20 protein-coding genes are annotated in these 20,204 nt (G+C 40.2%); 16 read left to right on the top strand and 4 right to left on the bottom strand.

Annotated features, from left to right (window positions below; all coding sequences use genetic code 11):
- Positions 1-53 precede the first annotated feature (53 nt).
- The 3 genes from hpaB (M9R32_RS01775) to M9R32_RS01785 form a co-directional block, all read right to left on the bottom strand.
- Complete coding sequence (gene hpaB, locus M9R32_RS01775; RefSeq protein WP_269925018.1) at positions 54-1,511, bottom strand: 4-hydroxyphenylacetate 3-monooxygenase, oxygenase component; 1,458 nt, start codon at positions 1,509-1,511, stop codon at positions 54-56.
- A 449-nt stretch (positions 1,512-1,960) separates the two neighbouring features.
- Positions 1,961-2,638, bottom strand: coding sequence for a hypothetical protein (locus M9R32_RS01780; protein ID WP_269925019.1), 678 nt, complete (start codon positions 2,636-2,638; stop codon positions 1,961-1,963).
- Entirely contained in the window at positions 2,631-3,149 is a 519-nt protein-coding gene (locus M9R32_RS01785) for a sigma-70 family RNA polymerase sigma factor (protein WP_269925020.1), read from the bottom strand. The genes M9R32_RS01780 and M9R32_RS01785 overlap by 8 nt, the downstream gene beginning before the upstream one ends.
- A gap of 279 nt (positions 3,150-3,428) precedes the next feature.
- Here M9R32_RS01785 and M9R32_RS01790 point away from each other — a divergent pair, with 279 nt between their 5' ends.
- Entirely contained in the window at positions 3,429-3,824 is a 396-nt protein-coding gene (locus tag M9R32_RS01790; protein ID WP_269925021.1) for a hypothetical protein, read from the top strand.
- A gap of 183 nt (positions 3,825-4,007) precedes the next feature.
- On the opposite strand, the gene M9R32_RS01795 is transcribed toward M9R32_RS01790, so the two are convergent.
- Entirely contained in the window at positions 4,008-4,535 is a 528-nt protein-coding gene (locus tag M9R32_RS01795) for a gamma carbonic anhydrase family protein (protein WP_269925022.1), read from the bottom strand.
- Positions 4,536-4,616: 81 nt separating this feature from the next.
- Between M9R32_RS01795 and M9R32_RS01800 the strand changes: the two genes are divergently transcribed.
- The 15 genes from M9R32_RS01800 (at position 4,617) to hpaB (M9R32_RS01870) (ending at position 20,165) form a co-directional block, all read left to right on the top strand.
- A complete protein-coding gene (locus M9R32_RS01800; protein ID WP_269925023.1) occupies positions 4,617-5,582 on the top strand; it encodes an NAD(P)H-dependent flavin oxidoreductase in 966 nt (321 codons plus the stop codon).
- A gap of 390 nt (positions 5,583-5,972) precedes the next feature.
- The gene (locus tag M9R32_RS01805; RefSeq protein ID WP_269925024.1) at positions 5,973-7,112 is read left to right on the top strand and encodes a Leu/Phe/Val dehydrogenase; all 1,140 of its coding nucleotides are present in this window, start codon (positions 5,973-5,975) and stop codon (positions 7,110-7,112) included.
- Between the two features lie 138 nt (positions 7,113-7,250).
- Positions 7,251-7,652: a thioesterase family protein gene (locus M9R32_RS01810; RefSeq protein WP_269925025.1), complete on the top strand. Its 402-nt coding sequence runs from the start codon at positions 7,251-7,253 to the stop codon at positions 7,650-7,652.
- 23 nt (positions 7,653-7,675) lie between these two features.
- The gene (locus M9R32_RS01815; RefSeq protein WP_269925026.1) at positions 7,676-8,824 is read left to right on the top strand and encodes a Leu/Phe/Val dehydrogenase; all 1,149 of its coding nucleotides are present in this window, start codon (positions 7,676-7,678) and stop codon (positions 8,822-8,824) included.
- A gap of 15 nt (positions 8,825-8,839) precedes the next feature.
- Positions 8,840-9,895 (top strand): pyruvate dehydrogenase (acetyl-transferring) E1 component subunit alpha, encoded by a 1,056-nt coding sequence (gene pdhA / locus M9R32_RS01820; RefSeq protein WP_269925027.1) that lies wholly within the window; start codon positions 8,840-8,842, stop codon positions 9,893-9,895.
- A 4-nt stretch (positions 9,896-9,899) separates the two neighbouring features.
- Positions 9,900-10,916, top strand: a complete 1,017-nt coding sequence (locus M9R32_RS01825) for an alpha-ketoacid dehydrogenase subunit beta (protein ID WP_269925028.1) — start codon at positions 9,900-9,902, stop codon at positions 10,914-10,916.
- 12 nt (positions 10,917-10,928) lie between these two features.
- Entirely contained in the window at positions 10,929-12,155 is a 1,227-nt protein-coding gene (locus M9R32_RS01830) for a dihydrolipoamide acetyltransferase family protein (RefSeq protein ID WP_269925029.1), read from the top strand.
- A complete protein-coding gene (locus M9R32_RS01835) occupies positions 12,156-13,595 on the top strand; it encodes a dihydrolipoyl dehydrogenase family protein (RefSeq protein WP_269925030.1) in 1,440 nt (479 codons plus the stop codon). It abuts the gene before it with no gap.
- An 81-nt stretch (positions 13,596-13,676) separates the two neighbouring features.
- Positions 13,677-14,657, top strand: a complete 981-nt coding sequence (locus tag M9R32_RS01840) for an ABC transporter substrate-binding protein (RefSeq protein ID WP_269925031.1) — start codon at positions 13,677-13,679, stop codon at positions 14,655-14,657.
- An 18-nt stretch (positions 14,658-14,675) separates the two neighbouring features.
- Entirely contained in the window at positions 14,676-15,722 is a 1,047-nt protein-coding gene (locus M9R32_RS01845) for an ABC transporter permease (RefSeq protein WP_269925032.1), read from the top strand.
- Complete coding sequence (locus M9R32_RS01850; RefSeq protein WP_269925033.1) at positions 15,700-16,497, top strand: ABC transporter ATP-binding protein; 798 nt, start codon at positions 15,700-15,702, stop codon at positions 16,495-16,497. Before M9R32_RS01845 ends, M9R32_RS01850 begins: the two co-directional genes overlap by 23 nt.
- 105 nt (positions 16,498-16,602) lie before the next feature.
- Positions 16,603-17,394, top strand: a complete 792-nt coding sequence (locus M9R32_RS01855) for a fumarylacetoacetate hydrolase family protein (RefSeq protein WP_269925034.1) — start codon at positions 16,603-16,605, stop codon at positions 17,392-17,394.
- Entirely contained in the window at positions 17,391-18,149 is a 759-nt protein-coding gene (locus M9R32_RS01860) for a fumarylacetoacetate hydrolase family protein (protein WP_269925035.1), read from the top strand. Before M9R32_RS01855 ends, M9R32_RS01860 begins: the two co-directional genes overlap by 4 nt.
- Before the next feature lie 21 nt (positions 18,150-18,170).
- The gene (locus tag M9R32_RS01865; protein ID WP_269925036.1) at positions 18,171-18,560 is read left to right on the top strand and encodes a 5-carboxymethyl-2-hydroxymuconate Delta-isomerase; all 390 of its coding nucleotides are present in this window, start codon (positions 18,171-18,173) and stop codon (positions 18,558-18,560) included.
- Positions 18,561-18,683: 123 nt separating this feature from the next.
- Positions 18,684-20,165 (top strand): 4-hydroxyphenylacetate 3-monooxygenase, oxygenase component, encoded by a 1,482-nt coding sequence (gene hpaB / locus M9R32_RS01870; RefSeq protein ID WP_269925037.1) that lies wholly within the window; start codon positions 18,684-18,686, stop codon positions 20,163-20,165.
- Positions 20,166-20,204 lie beyond the last annotated feature (39 nt).

Here is a 20,204-nt window from a genome sequence, read left to right on the forward strand (position 1 = left end):
TTTCTATGATGTTTCAAAAAACGTACTTAATAGCTCAAAACTCTCCTCGACATTTAACAGGTTCCTTCACTATTTATATCTAGAAATTCACAGACATTTTTCACGTATTGCGCCTTTGGATACGTGTTGTATAAGGTACTAGACATACGTATAGGATCTCCAAAAAAGTACCGTTCGTATTGAATTTGTCTGGTGCCGAATGAACTCATCGTCAAATCCCAAGCCAACCGGAATATCTTTATACGCTCTTCGGCAGTTCTGTCTGAACCTTGAAGATAATGGTTAATATTAGAGCCAATTGAAGAATTAATTGCTTTTTCAGTGGGCAAAGTCACCATACCGCTAGCACCAATTATTTGGATGATTTCACAAAATCGTGGATATATGTTAGGAAAAATATTACTGGCAATTTGAAGAGGAGGTAGGTGTGGACGCATTGTACCGAATTCATCTAATTCGCTGTTTTGCTCAGATTTCTCAAGAAGAGCCTTCATGGTTTCAAGTCCAATGATAAATTCTGATATTTTTTCATGAATATGTTGATATTCTCCTACATCAATGGTCTCCACAAGAAGTTGAGCAATCCCTAACATAAATTCGGATTTAACAATTTGTCTGGTTATGGTTTGATGTAATGCAAAACAATGAAAGGAACTTTTTAATAGGAAGTTGACCGATGCTTCAATATTTCCATAATAGAATACGCGGTTCCAAGGGACTAAAACATCATCAAAGACAACAAGAGAATCCATTTCTTCGAATCGTGAACTAAGTGGGTGATTAAAAGTGGAATCGCCACCCACAAAAGATTCCCTGCAGATAAATTTTAACCCTGGCGTATCGGATGGAATCGAGAAAGCATATGCTTCATCCTCTTCCAAGAAAAAATTTGGGGTACTAAAGACGAGGACTTCATCCGTTAAACCTCCTTGGGTAGCTAGTAGACGTGCACCTTTTATGACTAACCCTTGCTCGTTGTGATCAATGACTTTGGCTGCAATTGGTTCCTTTGAGGTATTATAATTAAATAAAGAACGGTTCACTTGAGGGGTTACAAATGTGTGAGTGAATGTTAGGTCTTTACTCATGGCTGATTCATAAACAGATTGAATGTTCTCGGGGAAACACTTTTCTTTTCCTTTTAAAAATGAAGCAGAAGAAGCAAAAGCCATGATAACCGAGTTGATATAATCTGGACTTCTCCCCATCATCCCTTTGGTCTGTCTTGCCCAATGTTCCATCATTTTTCTTCTCTTCACAATATCTTCTTTTGTTTTAGGCTTTAAATATGAAAGACCTGTTGGTTTATTGGTATCAGGTGAAATAAACGTTAATTCATTTGCAAGACTGGGATCCAGTTGCAGGTCATACAAAGATGCTTTTGTCTTTAGAATACCCTTAAACGCAGGATGCTCTGAAAGCTTGCCAGTAATCATTTCTCCATCGAACCATATTTCGCTTTTCAATTGGTCCAAACGGTCAATTAATGCCTTTCCATTAACTGCTCCCATTATTTCACTCCTATTGGTCAATCCAAAATGAAATCAATTTATTATATTCATCATTTTTGAATGGTGCCCAGTTTGTGGAGTTTTTTATTTGTAATTGCACAAATAGAATCATTTCTTTTATTAAAAGATGCAGTTCTGGAATTTTTTAAAAAGGCAGGGAAGTGACCAAATCGAACTAAGAGAAGGTACCGAGCGAGCGTAAGGCTGTAATTGATATAGGAGAATCGGGGCAAGATTCGAAACGAAGCCTGTGGGATACAATTGCAAAAACGATTAAGAAACTGGCATTCCTACGACCATAACGATAAAAAATAAAACTACCCTTTTATCAGAGAGTAGTCTTGTTTTTGTATTTCTTATAATTGCGTATTAAGAGTCGATTCGTGTTTTATAAGCGTGAACCACTTTGCTTGATACCTTAACATACTTTAGCTGTCATATGGTCAAAACTAATTTATAATCTGTTCCCACTTTGGAAAATCTGGATTTTCCAAGAGGTCCTTTCCACCACGTATAAGATATAAGTAAAGATCCTCGTTCGGAACATTTGTTGTTGCCTTTAATAACTGACCCGTCTCCTTCGAGTAAAAAAAACGATCGTTATTAACATCTGTCGTAGTTTTAAATTTAAATCCAGCGTAGTCCTTAAACATTTGGTCAAAGTAATTCTTATCCACTTTCTCTAATAATATCCAATCTAATTTATCTTCATAAAAAAAGAATCTCGCCAGCTCATCATAAACCATGACGAAGTCTGCACCACTGCCATCCTCTTGTTGGATTTTATAATTTTCTCCTAAAAGTTCTATTACTCTTGATTGTGAGTCACCTAACGTAACTCCATGAAGATAAAATAACCCTTGTTCTTCGGTGAATGTAGGCTGTTCTAAATCTAAAAGTACTTCGGTTACTTTGTTTATTTCGGTTGCAGGCTGTCGTTCATTTTCAATCGATATTTGGTTTAAAACGAAAAGCGTAGAGCCTATCGTTAAAATAGCGGATATCAATACATATCGCCATTTATGTTTTGGTTTTCTTGAGTTAGTTTCTATCGCATTTACTACGTTTCGCATAACACGGTGTTTACTGTCGGTTAAATCTTTCACTTCACGTAGATAATTACTCATTTAAAAGCGCCTCCCATTCTATTCCTTTCAGTCGGTTTCTTAATAGTTCTTTACCACGCCTTAATCGAGTTTTTACTGTACTTTCTGGAATAGTTAAGATATGGGCAACTTCCGTAATCGTCATTTCATTAAAATAAAAATAAATGAGAACTTCTCGATGTTTTAACGGTAATTCAAGAATTGCTTCTCCAATCATTGCTTCCTCGTCTTTTCTTACCAATTCGTCCAAATTCCTTTTACCAGCTTGTGAGAATAATCTGTTCTGTAGTTGGATTTTTCTATTGGTCCAACTTTTCAAATAATCTTTGCTTTTGTTCACAGTCATTTGGGTTAAATAAGCTTTTAACTCACCACGTTCTTCATAATTATGCTGATTGTTATAAAATTTTATGAATACTTCTTGTACAATGTCCTCTGCAGCTTGTAGATCCTTAACATAGTAATAAGCTAATCGTATTAAGAACTCTGTATACTCAAACATTAAATCTTTCAAGTCATTAATATTGAACAAAATCTCACTCCTTTCAGTACATGTTAAACGAGTGCCAAACCATTAAAGTTTGGATTTTTAAAAATTTCTGCGTTTTCTTTAATCCTTCGTGACCACCCGAATTTTCATTTTTGAGATAAACGCCATAAATAATTAGGTTTTAATGTTTTTTTGTAGTCTAAAGGGATGAAAGAAGGATTAATATTATTATTGTTGAACTTATTGAACTATCGAGTCAGGTTTGTTTTAAAAAAGTGCTAGTTATCTTTAATAATGGGTTATTCAATTGGAGGAAAGTATATGGCTTTAAATAAATTGAGATTTATTATCGTTTTTATAAGCTTATTTTTGATTGTTGGTTGTCAATCAGAAGTTCAACATGAGGCAATGACATTTCAAGAAATTTATCCTGCAAATCTTTCAGATGTGACAAAAATTGAAATCAGACACGGTGGTGGAGAACTAAAGACGATAACAGATGTTGAGATTATTGATGACTGGTTAAACAGTATAAAGGAAATTACTTTTGAACCTGATGAAAACCAAGAAGGCAGAGTCGGTTATACATATTCAGTAAAAATTTTCGAGAAAAGAGACGTGAAAATGTATTTTGACACATCAAAAATTAATGATTTTTATTATTTACCAAACAACCAAATAATGAAGCGAATAGAACATCTATTTAATGAAAGTTAAAATGGCCAGGACTGTGCGGGTAGTATTTTTTGATTAATCATCCAAGCAAAGGAGGTCTTCCGCCTAAGAACGTTTTCTTTTAATAACAGAAAAAGCACCGCAAATAAAATACGGTGCTAAAAAAATTATTAAGTAATGTTTTTTAGTCATGCAACATGAACCCTTTGGGAACCCGATTTTCATTTATTCAGTATCAGCGTTTTGCAGAATCTCTCGGTAATCGTATCCTTTTTGTACATACGTATCAATGGAGAGTTGAATCATTTCAAGATCTTTCTCATTCAGTTCTCTTACTACTTTTCCTGGTGATCCAACAACGAGTGATCTTGGTGGAATTTTTTTGCCCGGAGGAATTAATGTATTGGCACCAATGATGCATTCTTCCCCAATTTCAGCGTGATCGAGAATAGTGGAACCCATCCCAATAATCGAACGTCTTCCAACTTTGCAGCCGTGTAAAATAACATTATGGCCAACGGTTACTTCATCTTCAACCATGACTGGCGCATCTTCATATAAATGAATCGTTGAATTGTCCTGAATACTGCATCTTTTTCCAATCGAAATAAGTCCTTCATCGCCACGCAAGACTGCATTGAACCAAATGGTCGATTCTTCTCCTACTTGAACTTCACCGATTAGTTTAGCTCCTGGTGCCACGAAAACGGTAGAATGAATTTCTGGCGTTTTCCCTTTAAACGGAATAATCAAAATAATACCCCCAATACAAATTAACGCAATTGTCTTTCAACTAGTATTACTATAACATATTCTAGTAGAGGTGAATGAAAAATGAAATATGTTTGTGAGATGTTACAAATTAATTACCCAATTATCCAGGGGGGGATGGGGAATATTAGTAATGCCCAGTTAACTTCCGCAGTGTCTGAAGCAGGAGGTCTAGGTACAATCGGATGCGGTACGATGACACCTGATGAAGTCGAACAAATCATTCTTCAAACGAAGAAACTGACCGATAAGAACTTTGCGATTAACATCGCCATTAATGTCTCACCATATACAAAAGAACTTATTGATCTTGTCATCAAATATCGTATTCCGATTGTTTCCCTGTCAGCCGGTAACCCCGTTCCTTTTATTCCGACTTTACATGAAAATGGCGTAAAAGTGATTGTACTTGTAGCATCAGTAAAACATGCTCAAAAAGCGGAGGCTGCTGGGGCAGATATTCTTGTTGCGGAAGGTTTCGAAGCTGCTGGAATCAACTCCAGTCTTGAATTGACTACATTCACACTTATCCCTCAAATCGTAAAGAATGTCAAACTACCAGTGATTGCTGCTGGGGGGATCGGTGACGGAAAAGGTTTTGCTGCGGCACTTATGTTAGGAGCAAGTGGTGTACAAATCGGTACACGATTAATAGCCACAAAAGAAGCGCCGTTCCACGACAATTATAAGCAAAGCTTAGTGAATGCCAGTGATACTGAAACCATCATTGTAGGACGTAGCGTTGGAATGCTAAGAAGAATGTTGAAGACACCATATTCAATGAAACTTGAAGAGAATGAAAGGGAAGGCATGACGCTCGTTCAATATGGTGAAATGACGACAGAAAAGAAACACGTTATGGGTGCTGTCGAAGGTGACTTGGAAAATGGTTTTATTAATAGTGGACAAATCGCAGGATTAATCGATGAGATTTCGAGTGTCAAAGACTTGTTTGAAAAGATGATGAAAGATGCCAACCTTCAAATGTGCAAAACTTCGCGTGAGCTTGAATTATTAATGAAGAAATAAATATCTGATCCATTTCTATTGAAACAAATTAGTGGGAATGAGACTTTTAGGCAAGAGCCCCTTTCAGGTTAATCGACTTGGAAGGGCTCTATCTTTATGGGTATTTATCTATTTCATGAGCAACTTTAACGTGGCAAAAAAGTCGTTTATAACTAAGTTTCTATTAATTCCAAAAATAAAGAGTTTTCCAATTATTGTGTTGACTATAATATTACGTTTTGATAATATTACGTTGAAATAGTGTTATACGATAAAACCTGTCATACACTATATGAATGAAAAGAAATTAATTTTAACCATAAAAATATTTTGTAAACTGAATAGAAGTCGTTTCATCTTTTACATAAAAAAGCACTTAAATTTTATGTGAATCCTGAGGGGGATTGATTGATGGAAAGCGTAAATAGTATTCAATTGTCGAACGATTTTGAGCTGTTTGAAAGAATGGCACAGCATGAACAAGTCGTCTTTTGTAATGACCCATCAACTGGTCTAAGGGCAATCATTGCCATACATAATACAACAGGTGGGCCCGCTTTGGGTGGCTGCCGCATGCATCCGTATGGAAGTGTGGAAGAGGCTCTGGAAGACGCCTTACGATTGTCTAAAGGAATGAGTTATAAATGTGCGGCTGCCGACGTGGATTTCGGTGGAGGAAAAGCCGTGATCATAGGAGATCCGAAATCAGATAAATCACCTGAGTTGTTTCGGGCGTTCGGCCAATTTGTCAATTCATTAAACGGCCGATTTTATACCGGAACGGATATGGGCACTACTATGGAAGATTTTATACAGGCTTCAAAAGAGACCCCTTACATTGTAGGGCTCCCAGCGGCATATGGGGGAGGAGGCGATTCCTCTATACCAACTGCAGCAGGAGTTCTTTATGGAATTAAAGCAACAAATCAAAGACTTTTTGGCAAACCTGATTTGGGCGGAGTGACGTACGCTATTCAAGGGCTTGGAAAAGTGGGAGCTAAAGTGGCCGTTGGGTTACTGGAGGAAGGAGCTCATCTTTTTGTGACTGATATCAGCAATGAAAGTCTGAGAACTATAGAAGAAATCGCTGCCACTACACCAGGATCCGTGAAGGTTGTGGCAAGTGATGAAATCTATTCGCAGGAGGCAGATATTTTTGTACCATGCGCTCTTGGGGGAATCATCAATGACCAGACAATTGATCAGTTCAAAGTGAAAGCAATTGCAGGATCGGCAAATAATCAACTTTTACATGACACTCATGGCACAAAACTTCAGCAAAGAGGTATTCTGTACGCGCCGGATTATATTATCAATTCAGGTGGGTTAATTCAGGTGGCTGATGAATTATATGGAATTAACCATGCAAGAGTTCTTGCCAAAACAAAACATATTTATGATGCTATTTTGGAGGTATATGAGATGGCGATGAATCATGGCATATCAACAATGGAAGCCGCTAATAAGATGTGTGAGAAACGAATCGGGTACAAAGGGAATCGTAATCGTTTTTTCACAGTTGCAAGTAAACCTAAATGGTCATTCCGTTGAAATCAACCTCATTTTGTAAGCGTTTTCATATTTAGCTTGGTTATATGAATCTTTTGGGTTAGTAGAAACTTTTTTCTATTAATCTGCAATTTGATTCATATCATATACATAAACTAAATGGTAAGTGGGAGATAGAATATGAAACTGGGATTGGAGTTAGGTAGAGAAGAATCAATCAAAATTACAGTGACAGAGGACATGTATGCCGCGTTTGAAGGGGAAGTTATACACCCTGTCTATTCAACAGTAGCGATGACCTATCATATGGAATGGGTTTCCAGGAAAATCATTCTGCCTTTTTTAGAAGAACATGAAGAGGGAATGGGTGCATCCGTCCAACTGAAACATATTGCGGCATCCCCTCATGGGTCAGTGGTTTCCCTAACAGCCACAGTGATTGAGCTTCGCGACAATTTTGTAAAGACAAAAGTGATCGCACAAAATCATTTAGGTGTCATTGGAAAAGGTGAAGTAGTGCAAGTAATTCTTTCAAAAGAATCCATAGCAAATAAGTTGAAACAAGCGTCTATCTTTAGTTAACAGATCTTAAGGAGGCTTTTCAAATGAAAGTGGCAGAAAGAACATCAATGGCAAAAGAATTTGAACTCTTCGATAAAATGAGTGCGCATGAACAAGTTGTTTTTTGTAATGATCCATCCACAGGCTTACGTGCCATCATTGCAATTCATAATACAACGCTTGGCCCAGCACTCGGGGGATGTCGTATGCAGCCATACAACAGTTTGGACGATGCACTAGAAGATGTTCTTCGTCTTTCAAAAGGAATGACGTATAAATGTGCGGCAGCTGATGTGGATTTTGGAGGCGGTAAAGCCGTTATTATCGGGGATCCGAAAACAGATAAATCACCTGAACTATTCCGTGCATTCGGTCAATTTGTTAATTCATTAGGTGGCCGTTTTTATACAGGAACAGATATGGGCACAGCAATGGATGATTTCATTCACGCTTCAAAAGAAACCAATTTCATTAACGGACTCCCTGTTGAATATGGTGGAGGCGGAGATTCTTCCATTCCAACGGCTGCCGGTGTCCTGTATGGCATAAAAGCGACCAATCGCATGCTCTTCGGAAATGATGAATTGGGTGGACATACCTATGCCATCCAAGGTCTGGGGAAAGTTGGGTTCAAAGTTGCCAGCGGTCTTCTTGAAGCTGGGGCAGACATTTTCGTGACAGATATTCATCAGGAAAGCTTGCAGGCTATTGAAGCAAAAGCTTCAACGACAGCAGGAAAAGTGACCATTATTTCAAAAGAAGATATTTATTCACAAGCTGCGGATCTTTTTGTTCCTTGTGCATTCGGTGGAATTATCAATGACAATACAATCGCTCAATTTAAAGTGAAAGCCATTGTCGGTGCTGCTAATAACCAGCTGTTAAATGACACACACGGCAAAATGTTACACGAAAAAGAGATCTTATACGCCCCTGATTATATCGTCAATTCCGGTGGTCTCATTCAAGTGGCCGATGAATTGTACGGAATCAATCATGAACGTGTACTCGCCAAAACAAAACATATTTATGATGCACTTTTAGAAGTATTCAATGAAGCAAACATCAGTGGAAAAACAACAGAAGAATCTGCAAATCAGATGTGTGAGAAACGAATTGCGGAAAGAGCAAAACGAAACAACTTCTATACTGCACCTGCGAAACCTAAGTGGTCCATACGCAACTTATCCTGAATGGAGGCAAGTTAAGTGGAACAAAACTATCCAATTAAAAGAATAATAGACGATAAAGGTATTCTGGTTGATGAGAGTTATGAACAGACGATTAATGAAGAGCTGGTTAAAGATTTGTATTACAACATGTTGCGGATTCGTACCTATGACAGAAAATCAATTAACTTGCAACGTCAGGGGCGTCTAGGTACATACGCACCTTTTGAAGGACAGGAAGCAGCACAAGTAGGCAGTGCATTAGCACTTGAAGAAAACGACTGGGTCTTCCCAACATATCGTGACCACGGCGCGACCCTGACATTCGGCAAAAGTATGACAAGAACTTTCTTGTACTGGAACGGAAGAGTCGAAGGGTGTGTACCACCTGAAGGTAGAAATATTTTTCCACCGGCAGTGCCAATCGCAACCCAACTGCCACATGCTGCAGGGGCTGCGTGGGCTGAGAAATTGAGAGGGACAAAAAATGCGTCCATCGCTTATTTCGGCGATGGTGCCACATCGGAAGGTGACTTCCATGAAGGGCTAAATTTCGCTAGCGTTTTTAAGGTTCCGGTAGTCTTTTTCAATCAGAATAACGGCTATGCAATTTCAGTGCCAATGGAAAAACAAATGAATTCCAAAACGATTGCACAAAAATCGGTTGCTTATGGTATGCCGGGAGTCAGAATTGACGGAAATGACTGTCTAGCCGTCTACTTTGAAACAAAAAAAGCATTTGACCGTGCGCGTAATGGCGATGGACCGACATTAATTGAAGCAGTTACATGGCGTAAAGGAGCCCATACAACGGCTGACGATCCTTCAAAATATCGTCCGGCAGAACAAGGTCAGCATATTGTGGACCCTATGGAACGTATGGAATTATTCATGAAGAATTATGGTTACTGGGACGAACAGTGGATCGAAGAAATGAAAGAAAAAACCATGAATGAAGTAGAAGAGGCAGTGGAAGAAATGGAGAACTACCCGGCACCAAACGTAGAAGATGTTTTCGATCATGTGTACGCTGTTATGCCCAAACAACTCGCTGAACAGAAAGAATCATATCTTGCACATTTAGAGAGGCGGTAACAGGATGACGAAAATGAAAGAGTCAAGTCATGAAGAGGTAATGACAACCCAGATGACGATGATCCAGGCAATCAATGACGGCATGCGCTTATTGCTTAAAGAGGATGAACGTACCATTATCCTGGGTGAAGACATCGGGAAAAATGGGGGTGTCTTCCGTGCGACAGAAGGACTTCAGGAAAAGTTCGGCGCAGACCGAGTAGTAGATACTCCTTTGGCAGAATCCGGAATCATCGGAACATCCATTGGGCTGGCTGTAAATGGATTCAGACCGATCGCGGAAATTCAGTTTCTTGGATTTATTTATCCTGCATACGAACAAATCATGACTCATGTATCCCGTATTCGGATGCGTTCAATGTCCCGCTTTACTGTTCCTATGGTCATTAGAGCCCCATACGGAGCGGGTATTCGTGCACCTGAAATTCATTCTGATAGCACAGAAACGCTTTTCACGCATATGCCGGGCATAAAAGTTGTTTGTCCATCAAATCCATACGATGCAAAAGGTTTGTTAATTGCTGCGATGGAAGATCCAGACCCGGTGCTGGTACTCGAAACAATGAAAAATTACCGTTCGCAAAGAGAAGAAGTACCCATTGGAAAATATACAGTGGAAATTGGCAAAGGAAACATTGTCCGTGAAGGATCCGATGTCACTTTGATTGCATGGGGAGCCATGATAGCAATCGCTGAAAAAGCGGCAGATCAGGCAGAGAAAAAAGGTATCAGTTGCGAAATAATAGACCTTCGTACACTATATCCGATTGATCGCGACATGATTGCGAAGTCCGTTCAAAAGACAAGCAGAGCGGTTATTATTCACGAAGCGCATCATACTGGTGGGCTAGGCAATGATATTGTGTCCATCATCAATGACACTTCGTTCCTATATTTACGGGCTCCAATTGAAAGAGTGACGGGCTTTGATGTTCCTGTTCCTTTCTTCACTTTGGAAGAACATTATCTTCCTACGCCAGCCCGTGTGGTTGAAGGGATTGAAAAAGTGGTTCATTTTTAAGGGGGAAGTGCAATGCTCGAAGTAAAACTACACGATATTGGTGAAGGGATGACAGAAGGTGAAATCATCCATTACCTGGTCAAGGTTGGTGATTCGGTAAAAACGGATCAACCTCTTGTGGAAGTACAGACAGACAAAATGGTTGCAGAACTTACTTCTCCCTGCTCAGGAGTCGTTAAAAAAATCATTATCGATGCTGGCGAAACCGTTCGAGTCGGAACCAGCCTGATTTACATAGAAGCGGATGAATCCATAAAAATGGAACAAAAAACATCCCCTGAAATGAAACAGGACGTAAAAAAAGAAGCGTTTTCGCCAGTGATGCTTAAGGAAAAAAATATGGCGTTGACCTTCAACCGTGTTCTGGCAGCACCATTCACACGGAAAATCGCACGTGACAATAACATCAATATTGAAGATGTTCCCGCTTCTGATCCATCTGGAAGAGTGACGGAGGAAGATGTTTACCGTTTCCTAAAAGGGCAGCAGCCTGAAACTCAAAAAGAGAGCGTTGTGGCGGTTCAGAAGGAAGCAATTACTCTAGAAACACCAGACGAAATTCCGTTTAAAGGAATACGTAAAAAGATTGCTGAAAAAATGACGAAATCATTATTCACGATTCCGCATGTTACACATTTTGACGAAGTGAACATGACCAACTTATTTAGAATGAGAGAAGAATTGAAAGCCTCTGGTGAATCAGTTAGTGTATCTGCTTTCCTCATTAAAGCTTTAGTCATTTCATTGAAGGACTTCCCGATTTTCAATGCCGAGCTTGATGAAGATAACAGTCGGATTCTTCTTAAGAAAAATTATCATATCGGCATTGCTACCAATACGGATAGCGGGTTGATTGTTCCAGTACTGCACGACGCGGATAAGAAATCAATCAAAAATATCCATGCAGAAGTCAAAGGGTTAACGGAGAGAGCAATTGCCGGGAAAATGCAGCCTTTTGAAATGCAGAACAGTACATTTACTGTGAGTAACGTGGGACCCTTAGGTAGCACGGGTGCAACACCAATTATCAATTATCCTGAAACAGCATTGATTGCTTTCCATAAAACAAAAAAACAGCCAATCGTCAATGAACGGGATGAAATAGTCATCGGTCATATCATGACCCTATCCATGGCATTTGATCACCGCGTTGCAGATGGCGCAACCGCAGTGGCTTTTACCAACCGCTTTGCAAGCCTTATTGAACACCCACATAAACTGATGATGGAGATGATATAGATGGTTGTCGGTGAAATCAGTCAACAACGTAATCTCATCATTATCGGAGGAGGACCAGGCGGATACTCTGCTGCTATTCGTGGTGCACAGCTTGGTCTTTCAGTCACATTAATAGAACAGGCTGAAATGGGCGGTGTGTGTCTGAATAAAGGATGTATTCCGTCTAAAATCTTTACCCACGCTGCGGCAAAAAAGGCAGATACTGCTCATTTGAACGAACTGGGTATTGAATTTGATGATAATACATTCAATTACCGCAAGCTATTGGATTATAAAGACAAGGCTATCAACGGTCTTAGAGCTGGTGTGGAAAGTCTCTGTAAAAACAATAAAATCGAATTGATTCGGGGGAAAGCTACTTTCCTCGGAACAGACAAAATCGGCGTGGAAAATGGGCATCAGTTCGATATTTTCAAATTCGATCAGGCAATTATTGCAACCGGCAGTACTCCGATTTTACCTCCAACTATAAATGAAAAAGGCAAACGAATTCTCTTGTCACATGAAATATTCGAACTGGAAAAAAAGCCGGAACATTTGGTGGTTTTAGGTCAGGACTATATTGCTCTGGAAGTAGCTTCAAGTTTTGCAGCACTCGGTGCCAAAGTAAGCATTCTCCTTGAAGACAAATCGAGCTTTGCTTTTGATGAGTCCATCCATAAAGAAATGCTGCGGCTGTTTAAACGTAGCAAATTAAATGTCTATAAAGAAGCTCAACTACTATCCTCTAATGAGACTGAAAGTGAGATTTCAATTACTTTTAAAAACGATAAAAACGTAGAAGAGACAATTCAAGGTTCCCACCTATTCATAGCGGGATTGCGTAAACCGAATGTCGATTCCCTTGGCATCGGCCGAATTGGGCTTGCGCAAACGAATGAAGGATTTATCCATGTAGACGCCTATATGCGGACATCAATTCCATCCATTTTTGCGATTGGTGACGTAACAGAAGGACCTTTACTAGCGATCAAAGCCATAAAGCAGGGAAAAGCAGCAGTTGAAGCGATTGCAGGTCATAAACCTGAAGTAGACATTACGTTCATGCCAGTTGTTGCGCATACCATCCCACCTGCTGTTTCCGTTGGTCTTACTGAGCAAAATGCACTCGACTTTGGACTCAAGGTTCGAGTCAGTCAATACCCTCTCGGTGGCAATGGGTATGCTTCCATTACGGCAAAAAAAGATGGCTTTATTAAAGTCATTTCCGATCCTGCAACTGAAATTATCAGTGGAATTCATATGATGGGCGAAGGGGCAATCGAAATGTCTGGTTCTTTTGTTCAGTTGCTCGAAATGGCTGCAAAAGAAGAAGATGTGAAATTCCCACTGTATGCACATCCAGGGTTAGGAGAGGGACTGTTAGAAGCTGTGGAAGGATTGATTGGACAGGCCATCCATGCCCCACCTGCTAAAAAGAAAGATTTATCCATCATCTGATTTGAGAAAATTTTCACAGTAACATTCGTTTCCTATGGTTTCAAGTTTGAAAATATAACTAATCATGTAGGGGGAATTGTAATGAAGAGTGGATTAAAAAAAATGGGAGTCGTTCTTCTCAGTTCTGCATTGCTTTTAGGGGCATGTGGCGATGGAGAAAAGACGAATTCATCAGGTGAAGATAAGACATTTAAGATCGGTGTAACACAAATTGTTGAGCACCCTTCCTTAAACGCCGCTTATGATGGCTTTAAAAAAGCGCTGGAAGACGCAGGTATTGAAGCGGAGTATGATGTCCAAATCGCACAGGGTGATCCTAGTGCCAACACGACAATTGCATCTAACCTTGTCGGTTCGAGAGTTGATTTAATATTTGCAAATTCAACGCCAAGTGCTCAGGCTGCGGCCAGTGAAACATCAGACATACCGATTGTTTTCACTTCAGTAACGGATGCAGTTGGGGCAGAACTCGTCGAGACCATGGAAAAACCTGGCGGCAATGTAACAGGTACTATCGATAGTCATCCTGATGCAATTTCCAATACGATGAAATTCTTGAAAGAGGAATTAGGTGCGAAAAAAGTTGGAATGGTATTCAACGCTGGGGAACAAAATTCACGTTCCCAAGTGGATGCAGTCAAAGCCATGCTGAAAGATATGGATATGACGGTTGTTGAAGCATCGGTCGCAACTTCTGCAGATGTGAAACAAGCAACAGAATCATTGATCGGCAAAGTAGACTCTTTATACATCATTACAGATAATACCGTTGTTTCTGCATTAGAATCGGTCATTGCAGTCGCGAATGAAAATAAATTGCCGATGATGGTTGGTGAATTTGATTCTGTCAAACGTGGTGGATTAGCAGCATACGGATTTGAATACTTTGATATCGGCTACGAAGCTGGTCAAAAAGCGGTGAAAATTCTTAAAGGTGAAAGCAAGCCATCAGATATCCCTGTAGATATCCCACAAAAATTAAAATTCATCATGAACAAAGAAACAGCATCTACTATTGGACTTGAGATAAAAGACGAATGGAAAGCTGAATTCAGCAAATAAATCAGGAGGTGATTCTACATGTTTTCAGCAGTATTTGGCTCTGTAGAGCAAGGAATCATCTATGCAATCATGGCACTTGGTGTATATATTTCATTTCGTGTTTTGGATTTTCCGGATTTAACAGTTGACGGAAGCTTTGTAACAGGAGCTGCGGTTGCTGCCACGATGATTATCTTAGGATATCATCCTTTGGTAGCGACGGCGCTTGCCGTCATTATCGGTTTTCTTGCAGGCTGTGTGACGGGCCTTCTACATACAAAAGGGAAAATCAATGCACTACTTTCCGGAATCTTGATGATGATTGCATTGTATTCCCTTAATCTTCGAATAATGGGAATGACCTCGGAGAATTCCATAGGTCGGCCGAATATCCCTTTACTGAATACAGAATCAATCTTTAATCAATTCAAATCTTTTTGGGGTTCTCTAGGGATCGATTCCGCAGTAAATAATTTCTTCAGTATGTTGGGGGTGCAGTATTTACCAGCTACCTGGGGAACTCTGTTCCTTATGGCACTAACCGTTTTATTTATTAAGTTTGTGGTCGATTGGTTCTTGAAAACGGAAATTGGCTTGGCGATCAGAGCGACCGGAGATAATAAGAGAATGATTCGCAGCCTGTCTGCCAATACGGACACACTTATTATTGTCGGGCTTGGTTTTTCCAATGCTTTGGTGGCATTCTCTGGTGCACTATTTGCTCAATATGCGAAGTTTGCCGATATTGGGATGGGAATCGGAATGATCATCATCGGATTGGCCTCGGTCATTATCGGTGAAGCAATATTTGGGAAGAAAACCATTGTCCGTACGACATTTGCAGTAATTGCGGGAGCCATCATTTACCGTATTGTAATTGGACAGGCACTTAGAGTAGAATTCCTTGATTCAGGAGATATGAAATTGATTACAGCAGTTATTGTCATCTGTGCTTTGATTCTACCTCAATACATTGAAAAGCGAAGAGAGAGAAGTAGAAAAGCCAAACGGCATGCGGAACGTTTAGTACAGTATCATTCGCTTTCAAAAGGGGGAGCTACAGTTGCTGAAACTCGTCCAGATTAACAAATTGTTCAATGAAGCCACACCTGATGAAAAAATCGCTTTGGATCAAATTAATCTTCATTTAAATCCAGGTGATTTCATGACGGTAATTGGAAGTAATGGTGCAGGAAAATCCACGATGTTGAATATGATTTCCGGTGCGTTGTCCCCTGATTTTGGTGAGATTGAAATCGCCAACAAAAATGTTACAAAATTGCCCGAATATAAACGTTCGCAGATGATTGGTCGGGTCTTTCAAGATCCGATGGCTGGTACAGCCCCTTCGATGACGATCGAGGAGAATCTGGCTATGGCCTATTCACGCAATAAGAAACGCTTATTAAAAATTGGTGTAGACAGAAAACGCAGGGAGTTATTCCGAGCATCTCTTGAAACACTTCATTTAAATCTTGAAAACAGATTGAATGCGAAAGTGGGTTTGCTTTCCGGTGGTGAAAGGCAGGCTCTTTCTCTTTTGATGGCAACCTTTACACAACCATCGATTCTGCTTTTGGATGAACATACAGCTGCACTTGATCCATCTCGTGCGGAATTGATTACCAACTTAACAAAACAGTTGATAGAAAAAGATCAGCTCACAACGCTAATGATTACGCATAATATGCAGCAAGCGTTGGATTTAGGAAATAGGCTGATCATGATGGACAAAGGACAAATTATCTTGGAATTTAATGCGGAAGAGAAAAAGAAATTGACCATTCCGAAACTCATGGATGAATTCCAGCGAATTCGTGGTGAAAAACTAAACAGCGATAAAGCCTTGTTGTCTGTTTAATTATTAGTGGTCTCGAAGAATCATATTTTAATAATGTTCAATTTATAGATCTTATAGTTATTGAACCGACCGATAAAGAGTTTAATAACTTAAGGAGTGGTATGAATGAATAATGCAAAATTCAAACGAACAGATTCAAGGGAATTTACTTCTGCAGTTGTCAGTACAGAAAGAAACTCAATCAAAATTGAAGACAATGAGATCAACGTGAGCGACATTCCGTTGGACAACCCCATAACCGGAACGGTTTACGGCACATTAATGAACTTTCAAGGTGCCCTTGAGCGTTTAGGTGATGCGGTCAATGACAAACCCTATCTATCGCCACCAGTGGCACCAGTTCTCTACATTAAACCCGCAAATACGTTCAATCGATATGGAGCCGGCATACCGGTTCCGGAAAACGAATCAAATCTTGAAATGGGTGCGTCACTCGGAATTGTCATAGGCAAAACCGCGGTAGCATTAACAGAAGAAACGGCCATGAATTATGTAGCTGGCTATACGATTGTTAATGATGTTAGCGTTCCGCATGCAAGTCTTTTCAGACCAGCAGTGCAACATAAATGCCGCGATGGATTTTGCCCAATCGGCCCGTGGATTATTGATCGGGATGAGTTGAAAAATCCGGATGATGTAATTATCCGCGTATACATCAATGATGAGTTAAAACAGGAAAATTCAACAAACAATTTAATCCGACCGGTTCCCCGCCTACTTGTGGATGTGACTGAATTCATGACACTAAGTCCAGGCGATGTCTTGCTCGTAGGGGTACCAGAAAATGCACCTCTTGCAAAAATCGGTGATAAAGTCCGAATTGAGATAAAGGGTATCGGTAGTTTGGAAAATGTACTCGTTGACGAAAAATCTTTCAGCGGGGGGGCGACGCAATGAGAAAAGCGCGCATATCCTTTGATGGCACCATTCATGAAGCATTTGAATGGGAAGGCCGACTGAAGCTAGATGATGGACGGATTGTGGAAGAACGCGAAGTGGAGTGGTTAACACCAATCATTCCGAGGACGGTATTTGCTTTAGGGCTTAACTATGCTGATCATGCTGCAGAACTGGCATTTGATGCACCGACGGAACCACTTGTTTTCCTAAAAGGTCCAAATACATTTATCGGTCATCATGGGTTTACTCGTCGACCAGCTGACGTTACGTACATGCATTATGAATGCGAATTGGCCGTCATTATCGGGAAGACAGCCCGTCATGTGAAAAAAGAAGAGGCTTATCAATATGTAAAAGGCTACAGTGTCGCAAACGACTACGCCATCCGGGATTATCTTGAAAATTACTACCGGCCAAACTTACGTGTTAAAAACCGTGATACGTGTACACCTTTTGGTCCATGGCTCGTCTATGCGAACGAAGTTTCTAACCCGATGAATCTGAAATTGACAACTCATGTCAATGACAAGCTCGTACAAGAAGGAACGACAGCAGATATGATCTTCGATATCCCAACGCTGATTGAATATTTTAGTAGCTTTATGACATTGAGTGAAAATGACGTCATTCTTACAGGTACACCAAAAGGATCCGTCGATACAGCTGTTGGTGATGTAGTCGTGACGGAAATTGAGGGAGTCGGTCGGCTCGTTAATACCATTATCGGAGATGAGTCCTTTCTGAACCGGTAACGTGGACAGGAGGAAATCTACTTGCCGCATTTTACAGTAGAGTATACAGACAACATTAAGAATGAAATGAATATCGACAAGCTCTTCGAGGAAGTCCATAAAGTTTTAATCGCTAGGGGCTCAGTTTTTCCAATAGGGGGCATTCGCTCTAGAGCGATTCAATTAACTGATTACAGGATAGCCGACGGAGCAGAAGACGATGCATTTGTCCATGCCGTGCTAAAAATAGGGGCAGGGCGTTCGGCAGAAATCAAAAAAGAAGCATGTGATGCGCTGTTTGACGTGATGAAAAATCATTTTTCTGAACTCATGTCCAAGCGCTACCTGGCATTGTCAATGGAACTAATGGAGTTTAGTGAAGCCGGCACATATAAGCAAAACAATATCCACTCACGATTTAAGAAGAATTAAATCATTTCATTGTGTGGGTTAACTATTATCAGTCATTTCGGCATTTTTATTCTGAAAATTTAGAACCTTTATCACTTTTGATAGATTTCATATGAAAGAACTTGAACTATAGGAGGGAATTACATGGGGGCACGAACAGGAAAAGAATATATCGACGGCATTAAAAAACGGAATACGGAAGTATGGATTCACGGGGAGAAAGTAGAAGACGTAACAACTCACCCGGCCTTTAAGAATGTAGTGGAAAGCGTTGCCGGGCTTTATGATTTGCAACATGAAAAGCCAGAGAAAATGCTCTATACTTCTCCAACTTCAGGCAAGAAAGTGGGGCTTTCCTTTATTGCTCCGAAAACAAAGGATGATTTATTCAGAAGGCGTGAAATGCACTCGGAATGGGCTGGTTTCTCCGGCGGAATGATGGGGCGTTCTCCCGACTATTTAAATACGAGCATTATGGCATTTGGTACTGCTAGTGAATTTTTCGCACAAGAAGGCGGAAGTAAGCAGTTTGCCAAAAACGCAAGAGACTATTATGAATACGCTCGTGAAAATGATATCAGCTTGACACATACCTTAATTCATCCACAAGTGAACCGATCGACGTTGACTCAATCGGACCAAAAAGACCCTACTCTCTCTGCCCGCATTACGAAAAAGACACCAGACGGAATTATTGTGAACGGATGCCGTCTGTTGGCTACCTTAGGCGGAATCACGGATGAGCTTGTCGTTTTCCCTTCTACCATCAACCGAACACCAGGAACAACAGACGATCCATATGCTTTCGCCTTTGCCATTCCAAATAATACAGCGGGCCTCAAATTCTTATCCCGTGAATCTTTCGACTATGGGAAGAGCAAATGGGATCACCCACTTGGCGCACGATTTGACGAAAGTGATGCCATCATCTCATTTGAAGATGTTTTTGTCCCTTGGGAAAGAGTATTCGTAAGCGAAAACACAAATATCTGTAATCGTACGTATGCAGAGACGAATGCGGTCATACATATGACGCATCAAGTCATCGCCAAAAACACAGTGAAAACAGAATTCATTCTAGGTGTAGTCGTCAATATGATGGAAGCAATCGGAATCGACCAATTCATGCACGTCAAAGAAAAGGCGAGCGAAATCATGGTCATTCTCGAAGTAATGCGTTCTCATCTTTACCGTGCTGAACACAACGCAAAAATCGATCAATACGGCAATATGACACCAGATTTCGAACCGTTGAACGCAGCGCGAAACTGGTACCCGAAAATGTATCAGCGTATGAATGAGATTATCAAAATTTTAGGCGCATCTGGTCTGATGGCATTGCCGACGGAAGCAGATTTCAGCAATACAGATGTCGGTACGTTAGTGCATCGATATACGCAAGGCGCCAACATTAACGGGGAAGAAAAAGTTCAACTATTCCGTTTGGCCTGGGATATTTCAATCAGTGCATTCGGTAACCGCCAAGCCCTTTATGAATACTATTTCTTCGGGGACCCAGTGCGTATGTCCAATGCTTATTACGATCAATTCGACAAACAACCATATAAAAACATGGTGAACGACTTCCTGAACCGCGCGAAAAAAGAAGCGGGCATCTTAACCTGATCAAGTAATAAATACTCGAAAAGTTAATGGAAGGGAGAT

This window comes from Paenisporosarcina quisquiliarum (assembly GCF_027563315.1).
Lineage (GTDB): Bacteria > Bacillota > Bacilli > Bacillales_A > Planococcaceae > Paenisporosarcina > Paenisporosarcina quisquiliarum.

Excerpts from the sequence above, each read along its gene's own strand:
- hpaB (WP_269925018.1), bottom strand. The coding sequence starts at position 1,511 with ATGGGAGCAGTTAATGGAAAGGCATTAATTGACCGTTTGGACCAATTG.
- M9R32_RS01780 (WP_269925019.1), bottom strand. The coding sequence starts at position 2,638 with ATGAGTAATTATCTACGTGAAGTGAAAGATTTAACCGACAGTAAACAC.
- M9R32_RS01790 (WP_269925021.1), top strand. The coding sequence starts at position 3,429 with ATGGCTTTAAATAAATTGAGATTTATTATCGTTTTTATAAGCTTATTT.
- M9R32_RS01800 (WP_269925023.1), top strand. The coding sequence starts at position 4,617 with ATGAAATATGTTTGTGAGATGTTACAAATTAATTACCCAATTATCCAG.
- M9R32_RS01805 (WP_269925024.1), top strand. The coding sequence starts at position 5,973 with ATGGAAAGCGTAAATAGTATTCAATTGTCGAACGATTTTGAGCTGTTT.
- M9R32_RS01810 (WP_269925025.1), top strand. The coding sequence starts at position 7,251 with ATGAAACTGGGATTGGAGTTAGGTAGAGAAGAATCAATCAAAATTACA.
- M9R32_RS01815 (WP_269925026.1), top strand. The coding sequence starts at position 7,676 with ATGAAAGTGGCAGAAAGAACATCAATGGCAAAAGAATTTGAACTCTTC.
- M9R32_RS01825 (WP_269925028.1), top strand. The coding sequence starts at position 9,900 with ATGACGAAAATGAAAGAGTCAAGTCATGAAGAGGTAATGACAACCCAG.
- M9R32_RS01830 (WP_269925029.1), top strand. The coding sequence starts at position 10,929 with ATGCTCGAAGTAAAACTACACGATATTGGTGAAGGGATGACAGAAGGT.
- M9R32_RS01835 (WP_269925030.1), top strand. The coding sequence starts at position 12,156 with ATGGTTGTCGGTGAAATCAGTCAACAACGTAATCTCATCATTATCGGA.
- M9R32_RS01840 (WP_269925031.1), top strand. The coding sequence starts at position 13,677 with ATGAAGAGTGGATTAAAAAAAATGGGAGTCGTTCTTCTCAGTTCTGCA.
- M9R32_RS01845 (WP_269925032.1), top strand. The coding sequence starts at position 14,676 with ATGTTTTCAGCAGTATTTGGCTCTGTAGAGCAAGGAATCATCTATGCA.
- M9R32_RS01855 (WP_269925034.1), top strand. The coding sequence starts at position 16,603 with ATGAATAATGCAAAATTCAAACGAACAGATTCAAGGGAATTTACTTCT.
- M9R32_RS01860 (WP_269925035.1), top strand. The coding sequence starts at position 17,391 with ATGAGAAAAGCGCGCATATCCTTTGATGGCACCATTCATGAAGCATTT.
- hpaB (WP_269925037.1), top strand. The coding sequence starts at position 18,684 with ATGGGGGCACGAACAGGAAAAGAATATATCGACGGCATTAAAAAACGG.